Origin of the sequence: Peribacillus sp. NPDC006672 (genome assembly GCF_050274955.1) — a bacterium.
GTDB lineage: Bacteria > Bacillota > Bacilli > Bacillales > DSM-1321 > Peribacillus.
The window spans coordinates 143,790-160,786 of sequence record NZ_JBNNOR010000006.1 but is presented as its reverse complement, the minus strand read 5'-3'; the positions used below and the strand labels follow the sequence as shown (position 1 = coordinate 160,786).

At 39.3% G+C, this 16,997-nt stretch carries 15 protein-coding genes and 4 pseudogenes; 12 read left to right on the top strand and 7 right to left on the bottom strand.

What is annotated here, in order from left to right:
- Nucleotides 1–804: 804 nt before the first annotated feature.
- Nucleotides 805–1,869 (top strand): M14 family zinc carboxypeptidase, encoded by a 1,065-nt coding sequence (locus tag ACQKKK_RS11875; RefSeq protein WP_427616364.1) that lies wholly within the window; start codon nt 805–807, stop codon nt 1,867–1,869.
- A gap of 331 nt (nt 1,870–2,200) precedes the next feature.
- On the opposite strand, the gene speB is transcribed toward ACQKKK_RS11875, so the two are convergent.
- On the bottom strand, nt 2,201–3,175 hold the full coding sequence (speB, locus tag ACQKKK_RS11870) for an agmatinase (protein ID WP_427616363.1): 975 nt from the start codon (nt 3,173–3,175) through the stop codon (nt 2,201–2,203).
- A gap of 456 nt (nt 3,176–3,631) precedes the next feature.
- On the opposite strand from speB, the pseudogene ACQKKK_RS11865 reads away from it, so the two are divergent.
- The 4 genes and pseudogenes from ACQKKK_RS11865 (at nt 3,632) to ACQKKK_RS11850 (ending at nt 6,957) form a co-directional block, all read left to right on the top strand.
- Nucleotides 3,632–4,926: pseudogene (locus tag ACQKKK_RS11865) on the top strand (APC family permease).
- Between the two features lie 568 nt (nt 4,927–5,494).
- Nucleotides 5,495–6,366 (top strand): annotated as a pseudogene (locus tag ACQKKK_RS11860) (Glu/Leu/Phe/Val family dehydrogenase).
- A 34-nt stretch (nt 6,367–6,400) separates the two neighbouring features.
- Nucleotides 6,401–6,691: an SAV0927 family protein gene (locus ACQKKK_RS11855; protein ID WP_427616362.1), complete on the top strand. Its 291-nt coding sequence runs from the start codon at nt 6,401–6,403 to the stop codon at nt 6,689–6,691.
- A 17-nt stretch (nt 6,692–6,708) separates the two neighbouring features.
- Nucleotides 6,709–6,957, top strand: coding sequence for a hypothetical protein (locus ACQKKK_RS11850; RefSeq protein WP_427616361.1), 249 nt, complete (start codon nt 6,709–6,711; stop codon nt 6,955–6,957).
- A 75-nt stretch (nt 6,958–7,032) separates the two neighbouring features.
- On the opposite strand, the gene ACQKKK_RS11845 is transcribed toward ACQKKK_RS11850, so the two are convergent.
- Entirely contained in the window at nt 7,033–7,773 is a 741-nt protein-coding gene (locus ACQKKK_RS11845) for an IclR family transcriptional regulator (protein WP_427616360.1), read from the bottom strand.
- 196 nt (nt 7,774–7,969) lie between these two features.
- On the opposite strand from ACQKKK_RS11845, the gene ACQKKK_RS11840 reads away from it, so the two are divergent.
- From ACQKKK_RS11840 to ACQKKK_RS11815, 6 genes and pseudogenes are all read left to right on the top strand, one after another.
- Nucleotides 7,970–8,854 carry a dimethylarginine dimethylaminohydrolase family protein gene (locus ACQKKK_RS11840; RefSeq protein ID WP_427616502.1) on the top strand — a complete coding sequence of 295 codons (885 nt, stop codon included), beginning with the start codon at nt 7,970–7,972 and terminating at the stop codon, nt 8,852–8,854.
- Nucleotide 8,855: 1 nt separating this feature from the next.
- Nucleotides 8,856–9,178: pseudogene (locus ACQKKK_RS11835) on the top strand (N(G),N(G)-dimethylarginine dimethylaminohydrolase); the annotation flags it as partial.
- Nucleotides 9,179–9,253: 75 nt separating this feature from the next.
- On the top strand, nt 9,254–10,864 hold the full coding sequence (locus ACQKKK_RS11830; protein WP_427616359.1) for a M20/M25/M40 family metallo-hydrolase: 1,611 nt from the start codon (nt 9,254–9,256) through the stop codon (nt 10,862–10,864).
- Nucleotides 10,865–11,033: 169 nt separating this feature from the next.
- Nucleotides 11,034–11,315 carry a hypothetical protein gene (locus ACQKKK_RS11825; RefSeq protein WP_427616358.1) on the top strand — a complete coding sequence of 94 codons (282 nt, stop codon included), beginning with the start codon at nt 11,034–11,036 and terminating at the stop codon, nt 11,313–11,315.
- Between the two features lie 174 nt (nt 11,316–11,489).
- A complete protein-coding gene (locus ACQKKK_RS11820) occupies nt 11,490–12,023 on the top strand; it encodes an SRPBCC family protein (protein ID WP_427616357.1) in 534 nt (177 codons plus the stop codon).
- Nucleotides 12,024–12,153: 130 nt separating this feature from the next.
- Nucleotides 12,154–12,492 carry a VOC family protein gene (locus tag ACQKKK_RS11815; RefSeq protein ID WP_427616356.1) on the top strand — a complete coding sequence of 113 codons (339 nt, stop codon included), beginning with the start codon at nt 12,154–12,156 and terminating at the stop codon, nt 12,490–12,492.
- Nucleotides 12,493–12,542: 50 nt separating this feature from the next.
- On the opposite strand, the gene ACQKKK_RS11810 is transcribed toward ACQKKK_RS11815, so the two are convergent.
- From ACQKKK_RS11810 to ACQKKK_RS11800, 3 genes are read right to left on the bottom strand one after another with little or no spacing between them, the layout of a single operon-like run.
- Nucleotides 12,543–12,881, bottom strand: coding sequence for a heme-dependent oxidative N-demethylase subunit alpha family protein (locus ACQKKK_RS11810; protein WP_427616501.1), 339 nt, complete (start codon nt 12,879–12,881; stop codon nt 12,543–12,545).
- Nucleotides 12,818–13,114, bottom strand: coding sequence for a hypothetical protein (locus tag ACQKKK_RS11805; RefSeq protein ID WP_427616355.1), 297 nt, complete (start codon nt 13,112–13,114; stop codon nt 12,818–12,820). The genes ACQKKK_RS11810 and ACQKKK_RS11805 overlap by 64 nt, the downstream gene beginning before the upstream one ends.
- Nucleotides 13,101–13,241, bottom strand: a complete 141-nt coding sequence (locus tag ACQKKK_RS11800) for a hypothetical protein (RefSeq protein WP_427616354.1) — start codon at nt 13,239–13,241, stop codon at nt 13,101–13,103. The genes ACQKKK_RS11805 and ACQKKK_RS11800 overlap by 14 nt, the downstream gene beginning before the upstream one ends.
- A 27-nt stretch (nt 13,242–13,268) precedes the next feature.
- Here ACQKKK_RS11800 and ACQKKK_RS11795 point away from each other — a divergent pair.
- Nucleotides 13,269–13,499 (top strand): annotated as a pseudogene (locus ACQKKK_RS11795) (aldehyde dehydrogenase family protein); the annotation flags it as partial.
- A 422-nt stretch (nt 13,500–13,921) separates the two neighbouring features.
- Here the strand turns inward: ACQKKK_RS11795 and anmK are convergent.
- Nucleotides 13,922–15,088: an anhydro-N-acetylmuramic acid kinase AnmK gene (gene anmK / locus ACQKKK_RS11790; protein ID WP_427616353.1), complete on the bottom strand. Its 1,167-nt coding sequence runs from the start codon at nt 15,086–15,088 to the stop codon at nt 13,922–13,924.
- Nucleotides 15,089–15,222: 134 nt separating this feature from the next.
- Nucleotides 15,223–16,836, bottom strand: a complete 1,614-nt coding sequence (locus ACQKKK_RS11785) for a family 10 glycosylhydrolase (RefSeq protein WP_427616352.1) — start codon at nt 16,834–16,836, stop codon at nt 15,223–15,225.
- Nucleotides 16,837–16,997 lie beyond the last annotated feature (161 nt).

Genomic DNA, 16,997 nt, shown 5'->3' with positions numbered 1-16,997 from the left:
TGAGCAATGATAGAAATTTTTAAAAGTAGTAAGAAGATTTTCAACGTTCGTGTAACAGTTTCGATACCAAGCCGAACTTTCAAGACAACTACTACAGCTAACAAAATCAGCTAAAGGAGAAGGGGCATGTAAAATAACCTTCCAACTAAATACAAAGAATTAAATGTTCAGACGATCAGGCATTTACCTTTTTATTTGTTCCTTCCTTCTTAATACTTCTTATTTTTGGCCATTCATGTTCAAGTTATTCACATAGATAAATTAATTTGAATGGTCAGGGATTTTCTTCTGAATCCTACCCTTTTTCATTATTAGGTCTCGTTTTCCTGGCTTTTCCTAGTCAATAATATCTAAAAAAGGTAGGCAGCGTCTTATAGTTAATTAAAAGTTGACCATTTATTAAGCAGATACCCAACTCAAAAAAAAATCCATAATACGACATCAAATTGATGGCTCCAATCCCTAACGATATGAGTCAATTCCTCTGACGGGGGGCAGGCAATAATATTGAGTGGATTTATGATATTTTTTTCAACTTACAGTATAGGAAAATCAGGCGAAACCTGCCTGGTTTTTCTTCATGTTCAGTTTGGATTAATTTTTAATAAAACCGGTTAAGTTCAGTTATGCGATTATGGAACAACACACGCAGAAAATGCTAGTCTTTTCAAGTAATATTTTGTGTGAATTGAAAGCTTTTTCGGAAGATTAGTTATTTTTAACTATTAACACAAAGCGTTGGAGATGTCAGAATATTAGTAATAGTTATTTTTATGATTATTAAATGAAAAGGGAGGTTTTTTTTTGAATTTTAAGAAGAAAGTTCTAACAGTTTCATTATCCAGTTTAATATCTTTAAGCGCTGTAACAGCTGTTGCGCTACCAGTCGGAGCGGTTGGTAATGGTCCCAGTGCTGGAAATGGTCAAGTGACAACTTCAAATCTGCATACATATGAAAGCTTGGTAAGTTATCTAAAAACCCAGGATGCTAAACAAGAAAGGTTGGCATTGGAAGTAATCGGGGAAACGGTAAAAGGAAGAGATATTTATCTAGCGAAGTATATTTCCAATCCTAAAAACCCAACTATACTATTTTTAACTCAACAGCATGGAAATGAACAGCTGACTACTGAGGGTGCACTGGAATTCATTAAACATTTAGGAACGAATAAGACTAAAGGGATATTGGAAAATGTTAATATCCTTATCATTCCTATGTTAAACGCAGATGGGGCGATGGGAGATGTTAATTTCTCTCTTGATGACTATTTGGCAAAAGGTGATCGACATCTAACCCGAGCAAATGCAAACGGGGTCGACTTAAACCGGGAGCATGATAAAAAAACCAATCAAATGCAAGTCGAGGTAAAAGCTTTACACGAAAATGTATTTGCGAAATACGATATAGATTACATGATAGATTTACATCATCAAGGGACGCTAAGCGAAACAGATGGTGAACTTGTTTCAGGTTCAATACTTTATCCTACAAACGCAAACGTAAAGCCTGAAGTGTTAGAAGCTTCAAAAAAACTGGGTGCTGTTGTATATAACTCAATTGAACCTACTGGTTGGGGCCATATTGGTAAATATGATGGCGGTTCAGGAGAAAATATAGGTCGTAATGGTGCGGCTGTTCGTTATGATATTGCAACTTTACTCTTTGAGATGCGGGGTATGTCTGACCACAATGTCGAGACAGTTGCACTTGGACAAAAAAGTAATGGCTATTTAATAAAGCAAACAGTCACCACTTTGGATGCAGCTGTTAGAGCTATTGCTGATCATTCAATTGAAACGGTCGATGCAGGCTTTTGGGACACCCTACCAACACAATCGAATCGTTCTGGGGGAGAATCAGACGAATAATATGGTGGCACATCCCATTCTTTTTAATGGGATGTGTTTTTTATTCCCTTTTTTTACTATTCCTTATAAACCGGAAATTGAATGAAGTTCGAAATTTTCTAACACCGATAGACGCGTGAATAAGAATTTATTCGGGGAGATTAAATTGTTCACCAATTGATATAAAATTATTTACAGGGAAAATAGCATAAAAATATACAAAAAGCATCTGTTTGCACTAAAAGCAGGTGCCTTTTGTATATGGGACCCATTTTGTTATTGTTTCATGACTTTTTTATTTTGCCCTTTGATTTTTATATCTTTAGCTTGGATCTTTCCCTCCTATAGATAATCATCCTATAGTACTACTTTGGGGTGAATTCTCCTTTTTTTGTTCTTCTTTTATTTTTAAGGCTACTAAACTGGCAAAGTCATGGATGATGGTGGCTGCCAAAAGTGATGTGATTTGTGTTGGATCATATGGCGGGAGGACTTCCACCATGTCGAATCCAATAAAGTTGAATCCTTTCAGAGAACGTATCATCTCTAGAGTTTCAAAGCTATTTAGGCCGCCGACTTCAAGGGTGCCAGTACCAGGAGCACAGGATGGATCAACAAAATCAATATCAAAGCTCAAGAAACATGGTGTATCCCCAATGGTTTTCTTGACTTCCTTCACGACATCTTCGATTCCTCTTTCCTTGAGTTGGGGTGTAGTTATCACGTTATAGCCTAGATCCGTACTGGAATCTATATCTCCTGGATGATTGAGGGTACCTCTGATTCCAATTTGGAAAACTTTATCCGTTTGGAGCAACCCTTCCTCATATGCACGGATAAACGGGGAACCATGCCAATATTTCTCATCATAATAAGTATCCCAGGTATCTGTATGTGAATCAAAATGGAGAAGTGCAACAGGACCGTGTATTTTTGCGGCAGCCCTTAGATTAGCCAAGGTTACTGAATGATCTCCTCCGATGCCTATTGGAATGATCCCGGTTTTCATCAAGTTTGACAGAGCCCCTTCAATTAATTCATAGCTTCGGTGTATATTATGGGGAATCACCGAAACATCCCCAATATCAATCGCATTACATTCGTCAAACGGGTACACCTTGTGAATGGGATGGTAAGGAAACAGGGTCATGGATGCCTGACGTACTGCCTGTGGAGCAAACCTAGCCCCTACCCTGAATGAAGCAGCTGTATCAAAAGGCATACCTACCACTGCCAATCTGGCATTTTCTCTCGAAGAAGGTAAGCGCATAAATGATCCGGTCGTACAAAATTCTGGTTTAACATCAGGAGATAAAGGATATTTCATTTTTTATATTCCTCCATTTTCTTATAACTTTAATAATCTTAAAACTAATATAGAAATTATTCATGCAATTATCATGCCAACTCACAGTAAGTGGCTTTTTGCGGCTTCTGACCAGATATCATTTGCACGGGATATGCAAGTGCGAATAATTTATGGGAAATTGAATCGTCAATTTAAAAATGCTGAACGACTTCATTCCTATAAATCAATCCAATGCAGTTAAGAATATAGCAATATAAAACATTCCTAGCGTATTTCATTTATCGAAGTAAACCGAAATCAGATGGCACACAATTTGCATTAAGGTATACAGTTGAAATTTTTATAAAGAGGGAGGCATTTAAATTTATCAATTAAAAAATATTAATCCTACTATTTGAAAGCGGTTTCAAGGAGGAGTGATAAGTGGTAAATGAGGTAACATTGAAAAGAACGCTGAAATTATGGCAAATTGTTATGATGGGGTTAGCTTATATGACACCCATGGTCGTATTTGATACATTTGGCATTGTATCTGGGATTACGGGGGGCCATGTGCCGACTGCTTATATCGTAGCATTGGTAGGGATGCTTTTTACAGCTGCAAGCTATGGAAAACTAGTAAAGGTTTTTCCTGCTGCAGGTTCTGCCTATACTTATACACAAAAGGCCATTAACCGACATTTAGGATTCCTGGTCGGATGGTCTTCGTTGTTAGACTATTTATTTTTACCTATGGTAAATGCATTGTTGACCAAAATTTATCTCACTGCTTTATTTCCAGAAGTTCCATCATGGCTATGGGTAGTATTTTTCGTAGCAATTGTCACCATTCTCAATCTCCGGAGCGTCAATGTACTTGCTAATTTTAATGCTCTTTTTGTTTTAATTCAGATTGCCATCATGGCAGTGTTCATCATTCTTGTTATCAAAGGTTTGCACAATGGAGAAGGTACAGGAGAAGTGTTTACAATAAAGCCTTTCGTAAATGAAGGAATGGACTATTCGGCAATTATAACAGGGGCCACGATTCTTTGTTTTTCTTTTTGGGGTTTGATGCGGTAACGACACTGTCTGAGGAAACGCCAAATCCGAAAAAAACAATTCCAAAAGCGATATTTTTAACTGCACTTTGGGGTGGAATCATCTTCATTACCTCTTCTTTCTTTATTCAGCTCTTTTTTCCGGATATATCGCGTTTTAAAGAACCTGATGCTGCGTTACCGGAAATCGCCCTTTATGTAGGTGGAAAGCTATTCCAATCCATTTTCCTGTGCACGACTCTCGTCAATACGCTAGCATCAGGACTCGCATCACATGCCAGCGTTTCACGACTTTTGTATGTCATGGGTCGTGATAAAGTGTTTCCGGAAAAATGGTTTGGGTTTATTCATCCTAAGTGGAAAACGCCAGCCATTAATGTTCTCATAGTTGGAGTCATTTCATTGTCGGCTTTATTCTTTGATCTAGTCACAGCTGCATCACTGATCAACTTTGGTGCATTAATGGCATTTACCTTTGTAAATCTGTCAGTGATCAGCCATTTTATCATCCGGGAAAAAAAGCATCGTACTATAAAGGGATATATCAATTACTTAGTTATGCCTTTAATCGGAGCTATATCAATTGGCATTCTCTGGATCAATCTTGAGACAAGCTCACTAATAATGGGGTCAGGGTGGTTTATTATTGGTTTTTGTTATTTATTATATATCACAAAGGCATTCCGAACGGCCCCGCCTCAATATCAAGTTGAAGAAATTCAACTATGAGGCTCGCAAGTATGCGTCAGCTTGTAGACAAAAGGGGTTAGGTAGGTCGCCCAAGTATCGATCGAAGTCATGGCTGTCTTCATTTACGAACCAAATGGTTGCTGGCACACTAACATTTCAAGTTGATCTCGCTGAATAGAATCATGTTTAGAAAGTATCCTTATGACCAAGGACTGTAGGAATAAGTTCTATCTAAATGTTAAAACAAAGTTGGTTGGAACGGAAGGTACGAGACTCCTGCGGGAAAAGCGCGTCTACGGGAGACCCCGCAGGCGCAAAGGCGCCGAGGGCGGACCGCCCGCGGAAAGCGAGTGCCCTACGTTCCAATCAACGTTCAAATTGTCTACAGCCTGACGTATCCTAAAGGATGCGTTTTTTTATAATCGTATTTAATCATCATTTTTTCCATATGCAAACTTGAATTGCTTATGAATGATTACATATGTCTGGCTGATTGTATGGTGCCGATGATGATTGCAAATGGTGGTCTATTGCTATTCACACTATATCCTCAAAGCTGGCATGAAAGTTGCTTAATAAGTTATAAGAATAAAAGTGAGGTGCTAAAATGACAGGGGAAATTAAGATGATTGAAAAACGTCAATTGGACAATCCACTGAAAGTATTCCAGGATATTTTAAAAGAAGCCATTCATGTTTTGGACTATCCAGATCAGGTTTTTGATTTTTTAAAAGCACCAATGCGTTTTCTGGAAGTCTGTATTCCTATTCAATTGGATACTGGGGAGACAAGGATGTTTCAAGGATATCGGGCTCAACATAATGATGCAGCCGGTCCAACGAAAGGGGGGGGGATTCGTTTTCACCCGGATGTCACTCCTGAAGAAGTTAAGGCATTGGCGGGTTGGATGAGTTTAAAATGCGGAATAACTGATCTCCCATATGGAGGGGCAAAGGGTGGCATTGTGTGTGATCCCAGACAGATGAGTTCATCTAGCTAGAACGATTAAGCCGAGGGTATGTCAGGGAATTCTCAAATCATGGCCTGGATGCTTGATCCAATCAAGAATTATTGGAAAAAGAGTGTGATGTGCTGATTCCCGCAGCTATTAGCGGGGTGGTAAATAAAGATAATGCAAAACGATTAAAATGTGAAATCGTGATCGAAGCAGCAAATGGGCCGACAACAAAAGAAGCAATCAAGATTCTCGATGAAAAAGGCATAGTGCTAGTCCCGGATATTTTGGCGAATTCAGGAGGGGTGATAGTCTCGTATTTTGAATGGTGCCAGAACAAGCAAGGTTATTACTGGGCGGAAGAGCTTGTGGATGAACGATTGAAGGAAAAGGTAACAGCCAGCTTTTTGAATGTCTATCATACTTCCCAAAAATATTCCGTGAACATGAAAGTAGCTGCATATATTGAAGGGATTCGCAAAATAGCAGAAGCATCCCGTCTCCGGGGGTGGGTCAGGTTTTAATCGAATTGGGGCTTACAAGAAAGGAGGCTTTCCTTTGAATTTTGATATTCTTTCCGAAAATAAAGAAAACCAGGCCATTCATCATTATTGCTTATTGTCACAAGATTATAGATATGATGTGACCATTGTATATTCGGCCCAGTTTTTAGGTAAAGCAATGGTGACTTCCATTCAAAGCGGAAGAATGATCCTGTTGTGTGCCAATGATATTAATTTAGACCAGTACTGGGCTCCGACCCTTGGAATTGAACAAGAAGATATAGCTGACTTCCAAGACTTTCTCAAGTTAGTCTTACAATCTCCATTTCATGTTGAAGAATACTGAAGGAAGGAATGATGTAAATGTACGTTGATGTGATTCTTAGCCCTTGTGATGGCTCGGTTGAAAAAATTTCAATATCCAAAAATTCCAGATTCTACGAATGGGAACCGTTATTTCAGATTAAGAAGGCAGATGGAGGTGTGGAAATCATTGATATTGGTGTCAGCGGGGAGGTGGAGTCATTGGAGGTAATGGAGGGGGAACCAGTGGTAGCTGGAGAGGTCCTTGCCTATTTTAAAGAAGATTTATTCGTGACAGGCAGCGATTAATATAAAACGAAAAAGAAGATGAAATGATTCATCTTCTTTTTCCGCTTATCCGTTAATCCTCCGCTGCTCTTTTATTCATTGTCCCCTATACCCCAATTTTGAAGAAACCCGATTGCCAGTTTCCATCACATTCTCAATGAGGAACTCAAGTCTATCTTCTGTCAGGTTAAAGCTCACAAAACCAATGCTCACAGCCCCGTTCACTTCCCCAAAATGGTTCAGTATCGGAACGGCTACAGAACATGTTCCTTCTGTCCTTTCGCTTTGACTGATTCCATGCCCCTTCATTCTAGTCTCTTTCAATATATTCCAAAAAGCTGCTTTTTCTTGAATTGGCAGAAGAGCATCTACGATTTTTTTAGCTTGATTATATGGCATATAGGCGAGCATCACTTTATTAGCAGCTCCAATATGCATAGGTACTCGTGAGCCAAGCTGGTCATAAACCCGGATTTGGCTTTTTTCACTGTCGATTCGTTCGATAACGAGTGACTCCATACCTATTGGCTGGCTTAGATACACGCTTTCCTCCACTTTGTTCATCAGCCTTTCTAGTTCAGGCCTAATTTGACTGATGTAGTCCATTTTGTCATACATACGCAAACCATATTCGAGCCAAATATTCCCTAAACCATATTGTTTAGATTGTCCGTCCTGTTGAATTAATCCATGCTTGGACATTGCTTTTAACAAACGATGCATGGAACTGACAGGAAGCTCACATTCTTGAGAAAGTTCCGTAATTGATAGCCAGTTTTCCGATGAATTGGAAACTAGCACTTTTATAACGTTCATGGCACGGTCAATCGATTGCATAAATAAACCACCTATCTTTCATCACAATAAAATAAAATAAAATAAAATAAAATAAAACGAAATTAATTTGAATATTCTAAACATATTGACACTATATCAAAAGTGATTTTATAATTAAAGAAAAAATTCCTATTCATGGAATCGCTTTCCGTTATGCGGAAAAAAGGAGGGGGAGTCAGTGACATTTTGTTCGTCTATGTTCATACCATTGGAACGTGTCATTGTAAAACATCCGAACGATGCTTTTATCAGTCAAGAGCATTTAAGCAAAGCATGGCAGAACTTTAAATTTACGGAAGAGCCAGATTTCAAAGAAGCCCTAACAGAATATGGTGACTTTATTTCCATTTTGGAGAAATATGTTCCAAACATCGATTATTTGCCAGCATCTTCGGTAGTAGGGATTGACTCCTTATATGCGCATGACCCGGTCAAGTTCACAAGCGAAGGAGCCATTATTTTAAAGTCCGGGAAAGAATTAAGGCAGCCTGAAGCTAACGTATACAAGGAATTCTGTAAAGATAAAAACATCCCGATTATTGGGTATTTAACGGGTGATGCGGTCGCGGATGGCGGTGATATCGTTTGGCTTGATGATAAGACCCTTGTTGTCGGACATGGTTATCGTACAAACGCTGAAGCCATTCGGCAATTAAAAGAAATGACCGCTCATCTAGTGGATGAATTCATCGTAGTTCAGCTTCCGCATGATCAAGGCGAGGCCGAGTGTCTCCATCTTATGTCTTTCATTAGCATGGTCGACCATGATTTAGCCGTAGTTCATTCTCGCCTTATGCCAGTCTTTTTCAGAAAACTGCTTATTGAACGAGGCATTCAGCTTATCGAAGTGCCGGATGACGAGTACGTGAACTTAGGCTGCAATGTACTTGCATTAGCTCCGCGGGTTTGCGTGATTTCTTCTGGTAACGCATACACAAAGCAAAGGCTTCTTGATGCAGGAGCTACAGTTTATGAATACAAAGGGACAGAAATCAGTTACAAAGGCACTGGCGGTCCAACCTGTTTAACCTGCCCGGTGGTGCGTACAAATATAAATGATGGGGGATTGAACAGAATCTGAAGGTTATAAAGGGACGATAGTTCCATTAAAAGAGTTCTTCCATCTGAAAACAGGAATAGTCTACCTAGGGAATGACTTGATTGTTGCTGCAGGTGAATTTATCGAACATTCAAATTTTGCACAATACAAGAAAATCACGGTTTCAGCAGAAGACGAATACTCAGCAAACTGCATCCTCGTAAACAGCTATGTGATTATTCCGAAGGGATATGAAGAGAGACGACCCGTCAATTGAATGAAGTTGGTTATAAAACGATTGAGCTGGATATGTCGGAGTTTCAAAAGCAGGAAGGTGGACTGAGCTGTTTCTCACTGCGGTTTTAAAAACCGGAAAATTTCGATAAAGTGGTTTTTCCACTATAACTCTAATATTTGGTAAAAATCGGAAAGGGGATTCCAATGAGTCAATTACTATGGGGTAATCCGGAAACGCTTCGTGCTTTATTATGTGAACTTGTTAGCTGGGAAAGCCGTACTCTTACATTGGGGGAACGGACGTTTCCTTATAAATTACATGAGAAATTAAGAGAGCTTGATTATTTTAAAAGGAATCCGGCATACTTATCGCTTCATGAAGCAGATTTAGGGAGAAATTTTGTCACTGCCTTTTATAAACACCCTGCAGCAAAGGAGACAGTTGTATTAATTAGCCACTTTGATACGGTTCATACTGAAGAATACGGTGATCTTGAGACTCTCGCTTTTCAACCGGAGGAGCTCACGAAAAAATTTCATGATCGGAAAGCTGATCTATCGGAAGAAGCGCGCATTGATCTTGAATCGGGAAAGTACTTGTTTGGTAGAGGAACGATGGATATGAAAATGGGGCTTGCCCTTCATATGGCTATCATCGAAAAGGCAAGCATTGAACAATGGCCGATCAATCTCCTGCTGTTAACGGTCCCTGATGAGGAAGTGAATTCTGCGGGAATGAGGGCTGCGGTTAAAGAACTTGTGACTTTACGTGATAAATATGATCTTTCCTATAAAATGTTTTTAAATAGTGAACCATCCTTTTCACAGAAACCAGGAGATGATAGGCATTATATTTATTCCGGAACGCTGGGAAAAATCATGCCGGCTGCCCTTTTTTATGGGAAAGAAACTCACGTGGGTGAGCCATTAAAGGGAATAACTGCTAACTATATAGCCTCGTTCCTTACGCAGCTCATAGAGTGGAATACTCTTTTTCAGGAAAGTGATCTTGGAGAGGAAACACCTTTACCCGTATCGCTTCAGCAAAAAGATCTGAAGCTGCAATATTCAACACAGACACCTTATCGGGCAGCCGCGCTTTATAATGTGTTCATTATGAAAAGAACAGCTGCAGAAATAATGGATTTATTCGAGCAGGTTGCAAACGAAGCAGCGATGAAATGCAATGAGTCATATAAAGCTCTTTGTCGGCGTGAACAAATTGAAGGTGTAGGTGTAGGTGAAGTACAAGTATTGCGCTACGAAAAGTTACTTTCTTATGCAGAGGGGAAATTTGGCGGATATTTTTTGGAGCAAATAAAAAGTGAAGTTAAAGGAAACATGGATTTGGATGAACGGGATAAATCACTGCGAATAGCTGATAAACTGATGATTCAATGTCCGGAGCTTGCACCTGCCATTGTATTGATGTTTGCACCGCCATATTATCCTGCCGTCAATTCGTCCGATGATCCGCTTATCATTGATTCTGTGAAATTAATAAAGAAAACTGCCCGCGTGTTTGATGAAGAAGTCAGCCAAATTCATTATTTTAATGGTCTTTGCGATTTAAGCTATGTTCAATATAGTGATCAGTCTGATGGCTGGACGGCTTTTGAAAAGAATACGCCAGTCTGGGGCGATACTTACAGAATTCCTTTCGCTGATATGCAAAGACTTCAGGCACCAGTGCTCAATGTAGGACCGTTCGGCAAGGATGCACATCAGCGTACCGAACGCCTTCACATCGATAGTGCCTTTATCCATACGCCCGTTATGCTTGAGAGGCTAATAAAGAGTATGGTTAAAAAGTGAAAGAGGGATCCTGCACTTCTGCAGGAAAAACTAAAAGATAACAGCTCATATAGTATTAAACTTTAACTGGGGGCCTATTATGAATAACCTGCCTGAAGGTCAAATCACTTCCGAGCCGCTTAATCAGAAAAAAAAAGCCACTTAACCAACATCCGTCACAATCTCATGGATGGGAATTGCTTTATCGCAATATATGTTTCGAAGGAAATTTATAAAAGCAGGTGGAAAAGTGGAAGAATTACAATACAAAGTGCCTTTTTATCCATTTGTCCCATTATTTTGTCTAGGCTTTTGCTTGCTGATTCTAGTATTCCTTGCCTTTGATCCTACTCAACGAGTTGGACTGATTTATGGAATCGGATTTTTGGTAGCCTGTATATTATTCTATAAATTTAAATTGGCTAGGAAAGTAGAGTCAAACACTAACTTTGAAAATGAAAAAATATTGTAATTTCTATATCATTGCCCCTTCGTATTAAAAGGTTAGCCAGTTTTTACTGGTTGACCTTTTTTATCTTTTAGTTGCGGTCACTTGGATGGTTATTACTGAATCCGGAGGAAAATATTGGCATCGTGACGAAATAGAAGGAATATCTTAATAAAAAAATAGGAAGGAGGAATTGAAATGTCTGATAACAAAGTGACTAACAACATCACAACGAGCTTAGAGGGGCGGGATCTCGTCATGGAACGTATATTTGACGGGCCGCGGGACCTTGTTTTTAAAGCGTTTTCGAATTCTGAGCGATTGGCTAGCTGGTGGGGACCGAGTGGATGGCAAACGGAAAATCGGGAGTTTAATTTTAAGCCTGACGGCGTATGGCATTATTGCATGCGGTGCACAGATGAAAACCAAGGTGAATTTTATGGCCAAGAATCTTGGGGTAAAGCTGTTTATCAAGAAATAATCATACCGGAGAAGATAGTCTTCACGGATATGTTTGCAGATGAAGAAGGCAACGCAGCCGATGGTATGCCAGTTACAATGGTAGTGATGACGTTTGTTGAACACGGGGGGAAGACAAAACTTATCATGCGTTCTCGATTCGCTTCAGTCGAGGGACTTCAGCAAGTGTTGGAAATGGGCGTAGTCCAAGGATGTGCCTCACAATCTTACCGACTCGACGACCTTCTTGAAAAGCTTCAAAAGATAGGGTAATAAGCATTCTATTAAACAAACGATCCTTTCTTAAGCAGGACCGCTTTTCTTATGCTGCTAAGGGCAGTAAAGCAGATGAAAAATTAACTCTCTTGCCAGATGGAGACGGAATTAGAATAGGGGGAAAGTGATGAAAATCAATCATTTAAATTTAACAGTTAATGATGTTACAGCATCAAGGGAGTTTTTAGAAAAATATTTTGGATTGACATGTGCAGGAAGCCGTGGAGATGGGTTTGCCGCAATGAGGGATGATGATGGATCCATATTGACACTAATGAAAGGAAGCGATGTTCAATACCCCAAGACATTTCATGTTGGATTCATACAAGAAAATGAAGAACAAGTTAACAGGATCAATCAGCGATTGAAAGATGATGGATTCATGGTAAAACCGCCAAAACATTTACACAGATATACTTTCTATGTTGAAGCGCCTGGAGGATTTAACGTTGAAGTACTATGTTGACTAGTTACTTGGAGAAAAATCGTAAAACTAACAGAAGCTAATAAGGCGGGCTAGTGAAAGAACAGGATATAATCCATAACGTTCATGATGTATAGGGTAGAAAATAACGAAAAAGCTGACTGCAAAAGCCTGTTCAAGACGGCTCCTGAGCGCAATGTCAAATCCTCCAGTGGCAGGAACTGCGTATTCAATACGAATAGGATGGCGTTGCTTCGTGGCATGCGATAAAATTTTTGTTCTTCAACACGCAAACGAACAAGTTTACCTGCATTTACCGGTGTTATCCGAGAACGCTTCGGTCCCCATACATCCATCGTTTCATAGTTTACATCCCAACGGTCTGCCACCAGGTTCCAGTTGATGCGTGTCCATGGCTTTCCTGGCTCGATGGATAATAAAAACTTTCGAACGCGATCTGCCAGTTCATCACCTTTCCGCGATACAAATGGAACAGGTGTACATGGATCTCAAAGGACATGCCTGTATTCCAGTTAGCCGAGAAGAGTGCCGCGTAAGAAATTTGCCCCACTTCCAAATAGAAATTACTATCGTTATGAACCATTAATACAAAATCATTGTGGAAATGGCGGCCTATATGATCAAGCGGCTCATTTGGAAGCATGCTGGCATCCGCCATACACGAATGAATCGGATTCCCCGAAAATGTGGTTCTTGAAGGTCCAGTTTTCTCCATCTTTAATGACCTCGAAATGTTTCGGATAGCGATCAGTTGCCATATCGATTGGCATTTCCAATACTTCCCACTGCATTTCTGTGGCGTCTTCACTATCGATGGGGCAAAAGGATTGCGCGTTATCAAGAAAGTACGGGCAGGCATCACATGGGTAAATGATTATCATCCAACATATGTCGAGGCGCCATGGGGCGGTTACAAACAGAGCGGGATCGGACGCAGTTTAGGAAAATACGGCTTAGATGAATACCAGGAAATTAAACAAATCAACATTAACCTCGATGTAAAACCGGTCGGCTGGTTCCCAAATTAAGCCTATGATTAGAGAGGAAGCAACCTAATTTCATTAATCAAACCAAAAAACCTAATCCAAATACGGATTAGGTTTTTCAAACTGCCGAGAAACGCCCTCAAAAAATTGTTTCTTAAGCTTAAATACCTGAGAGTTGACCAATCCCAAAGTTATTTCAGCCATTTTGCAGGCTTTCTTATTATGAAATAAACGGGTTAGTTTTCCGGTGATGAATGAAAATGGATTTGAACTTAAAAAACACCAATGGCATGTTGAACTACCCACCACTTAACGCCTTACGGTCTGATTGAAGTGAGTGATGCCTAAGAACATTAGACGGGGGGCCTTAGCTATCATACCGAATAAAGTTATGAAGAATTAAATGAACCCCCCCTAAGAAATTTCTTCAGGGGAAGGGAGGCTTTTATCTAACTTATTATATACTATGTTTCCTTACCAATTCGATGTGAAGGAGGGAAGGTCATGTTTCCAAGGATGACATCGAAATCCGCACCGGTAGCATTGGGAACGTTACTTGTATTACCATGGAAAGTCTCATTCGCAAGTAATGCAAAGGCCACCGCTTCTTTCGCTTCGGAAGAGTATCCCAAATCTTCTTGAGTCAAGACTTGAATAGAATTTCCGAGTAGTGATTGAATCATATTTAATAACGTTTTGTTATAGCTTCCACCGCCGCCAATAATCACTTCTTCAATATTGGTTTTTGGAAAGATGAAATTTCGATAGTTCTCTACAATGGACTTTGCTGTAAACATCGTTACAGTTGCTAAAATATCTTGACTTGGAAGTGATTCAAACATCTTTAATAGTTTTACTACATATTGCTTGCCAAACAATTCTCTACCAGTTGATTTTGGTGGAGGGGTCATAATATAAGGATGACTGATACAAAAAGATAAAAGTTCGTCATTAATATGTCCTTGTTTAGCTATGTTACCACTTTCATCATAGTTTATATTGAACATTTGGCGGCATACTTCATCAATGATCATATTCCCAGGCCCTGTATCAAAAGCATACATGTCATTCAGAGAAGCTTGCTTGGGTAAGACGGTTACATTTCCAATGCCCCCTATGTTTTGAAGTAATCTTCCCTTCGATTCACTTCTATAAAGAATGTATTCGGTAAAAGGAACAAGAGGGGCTCCTTGTCCACCAGCAGCCATGTCCATAGAACGAAAATTGGATATGACAAGTGTGTTTGTATCGTAAGCAATTACTGCAGTTTCCCCAATTTGCAACGTGGAGGGTATATAATTTTGTTCTTTTAAAGGCTGGTGGTAAATCGTTTGTCCATGGGATCCTATAAGATCCAGTTTATCAATTGGAAATCTAGCTTTATGACAAACTTCCTTCACCGCATTGGCGAATAATTGTCCTAATTTAAAATTCAAACTGCATATTAACTGCACATTGGATGTGTCTGCAGATAAAGACTGTATAATTTCTTTTTCAATATCTTTTGGAAAAGGGTATGTCATGAACTCAATCACTTCCATTTCAGTCTCGAGTCCACTATTATTCACACGAACCAGTGCGGCATCAATTCCATCCAGAGATGTTCCGGACATTAATCCAACTATGTACATCGTCATTCACCTACTTCGATTCTATTATAATCCTGATTTAGCATGAATAGTATATGATACTAAGATAAGACCATTTCTAATATATTGTTTAATACGTCCAATGTTCACTGATATGCGCCTCTTTAACTGTAAAGCTATTTTTTGAAGGTCATTTTAATCTGTTTAGTTTGTTTACTTTCATTGTGGGTACGGTCTAAGGCAGTCACAACATATGTGTAAGTCTTTCCTTTTTCTACACTGCGGTCATTAAACAATTGTCGTTTATTTTCTTTATGGACTGTGGCAAGTAAGTTCGTTGAGTCTTCTATGTTTCCTTTTTTCTTCCCATCAAAACGATAAATGGCATAATAGGATGTATCTGATTGCTTGTGATCGTGAATTTCAAATTGTATGCCATCTCCTGCTTGTGTTACCTTACTCACCTTTGGAGCCTTTGGGGCATGATCATCAATCCAAGGCATGGCAGGAACCAATGCGGGATGCTTATAAATATCCTCGCTTAAGCGATCCGCTATCCCAAGCGGGTTTTTCCGTAAATCTTTGGCACTGAAATGCATGCTTCCATCAAATTCTTTATATGTTCGATTCAGTTTTAACTGGTTTGGCATTTCTTCAGGATTGAACCAGTTTTGGACACCATTGGACTCTGTATTAATTTTATAGTCTCCTTGTCCAATATAGAGTTGAACATTTTTACCTTCGACTTCTTTTGTCCACCAATCAAGAAGTTTTGCATAGTCAGCTACTGGCAATCCTATATTCCAATATAATTGAGGGGCAATATAATCAATGTATCCATTATTGATCCACGTTCTGGTATCCGCATATAAATCATCGTAATTCGTTTGTCCAGCGGCAGTGTCAGATCCTGTGGGATCAACTGCTTTGTTGCGCCAAACTCCAAATGGACTTATACCAAACTTCACATATGATTTTTCTGCCTTGATTTCTTCATTTATATTCTTAACTAGGTTATTTACATTATCCCTTCGCCAATCTTCCACATTTGTAAATCTATCTGCTCCATATTTTTGATAGGAAATTTCATCTGGGAAAGGTACTCCTGCAATCTTGTAAGGATAGAAATAATCGTCCATATGGACTGCATCAATATCATAATTCTTAACAACTTCCATTATTCCATCGATCACAAACTGTTGTACGCCAGGAATGCCTGGGTCAAAGTACAACTGTTGTCCATATGGTATGACCCAATCAGGGTGCTTTCTAGCAGGATGAGATTCTGGAAGATTATCAATATCCGATAATTCAGCTGTCTTATCTAAAGGCATGGTAATGCGATATGGATTAAACCACGCATGAAATTCCATATTACGATCATGTGCTGCCTCTACCATGAATGCAAGAGGGTCATACCCAGGGTCTTTTCCTTGGACTCCTGTTAAATATTTTGACCAAAGACCGTATTCAGAAGGGTAAAAAGCATCTGCAGTTGGTTTAATTTGCATAACGACGGCATTCATCCCCATTGCTTTTTGTTCATCCAAATATTTTATGAATTCTTCTTTCTGTGCAGATATGGATAAACCTGGTTTGGACGGCCAGTCAATATTTAACACACTTGCAATCCAAGTTGCGCGCAGTTCCTGTTTTACATAAGTAGTTTGCTGAGGGATAGTCCTCGTTTCTGCATGTGCAATCAAATCGGATGGAAGGAGAAGTGATCCTCCCACCAAAGCGGCTAGAGCCAGTGAACCAAATCTTGTCTTTGTAATTCTTTCATTCATCAATAGTACAACCTCATTTCATAATAATATTTATATTTAATTATTTGTAAGCGTTAACAAATAATGAATATATGAATTTGTCACATATGAATAGTGAGATATGATTTAAACAATAAAAAGAATCGGAGGTTTGGTTCATAAAATGGCTAGTCAATCATTTC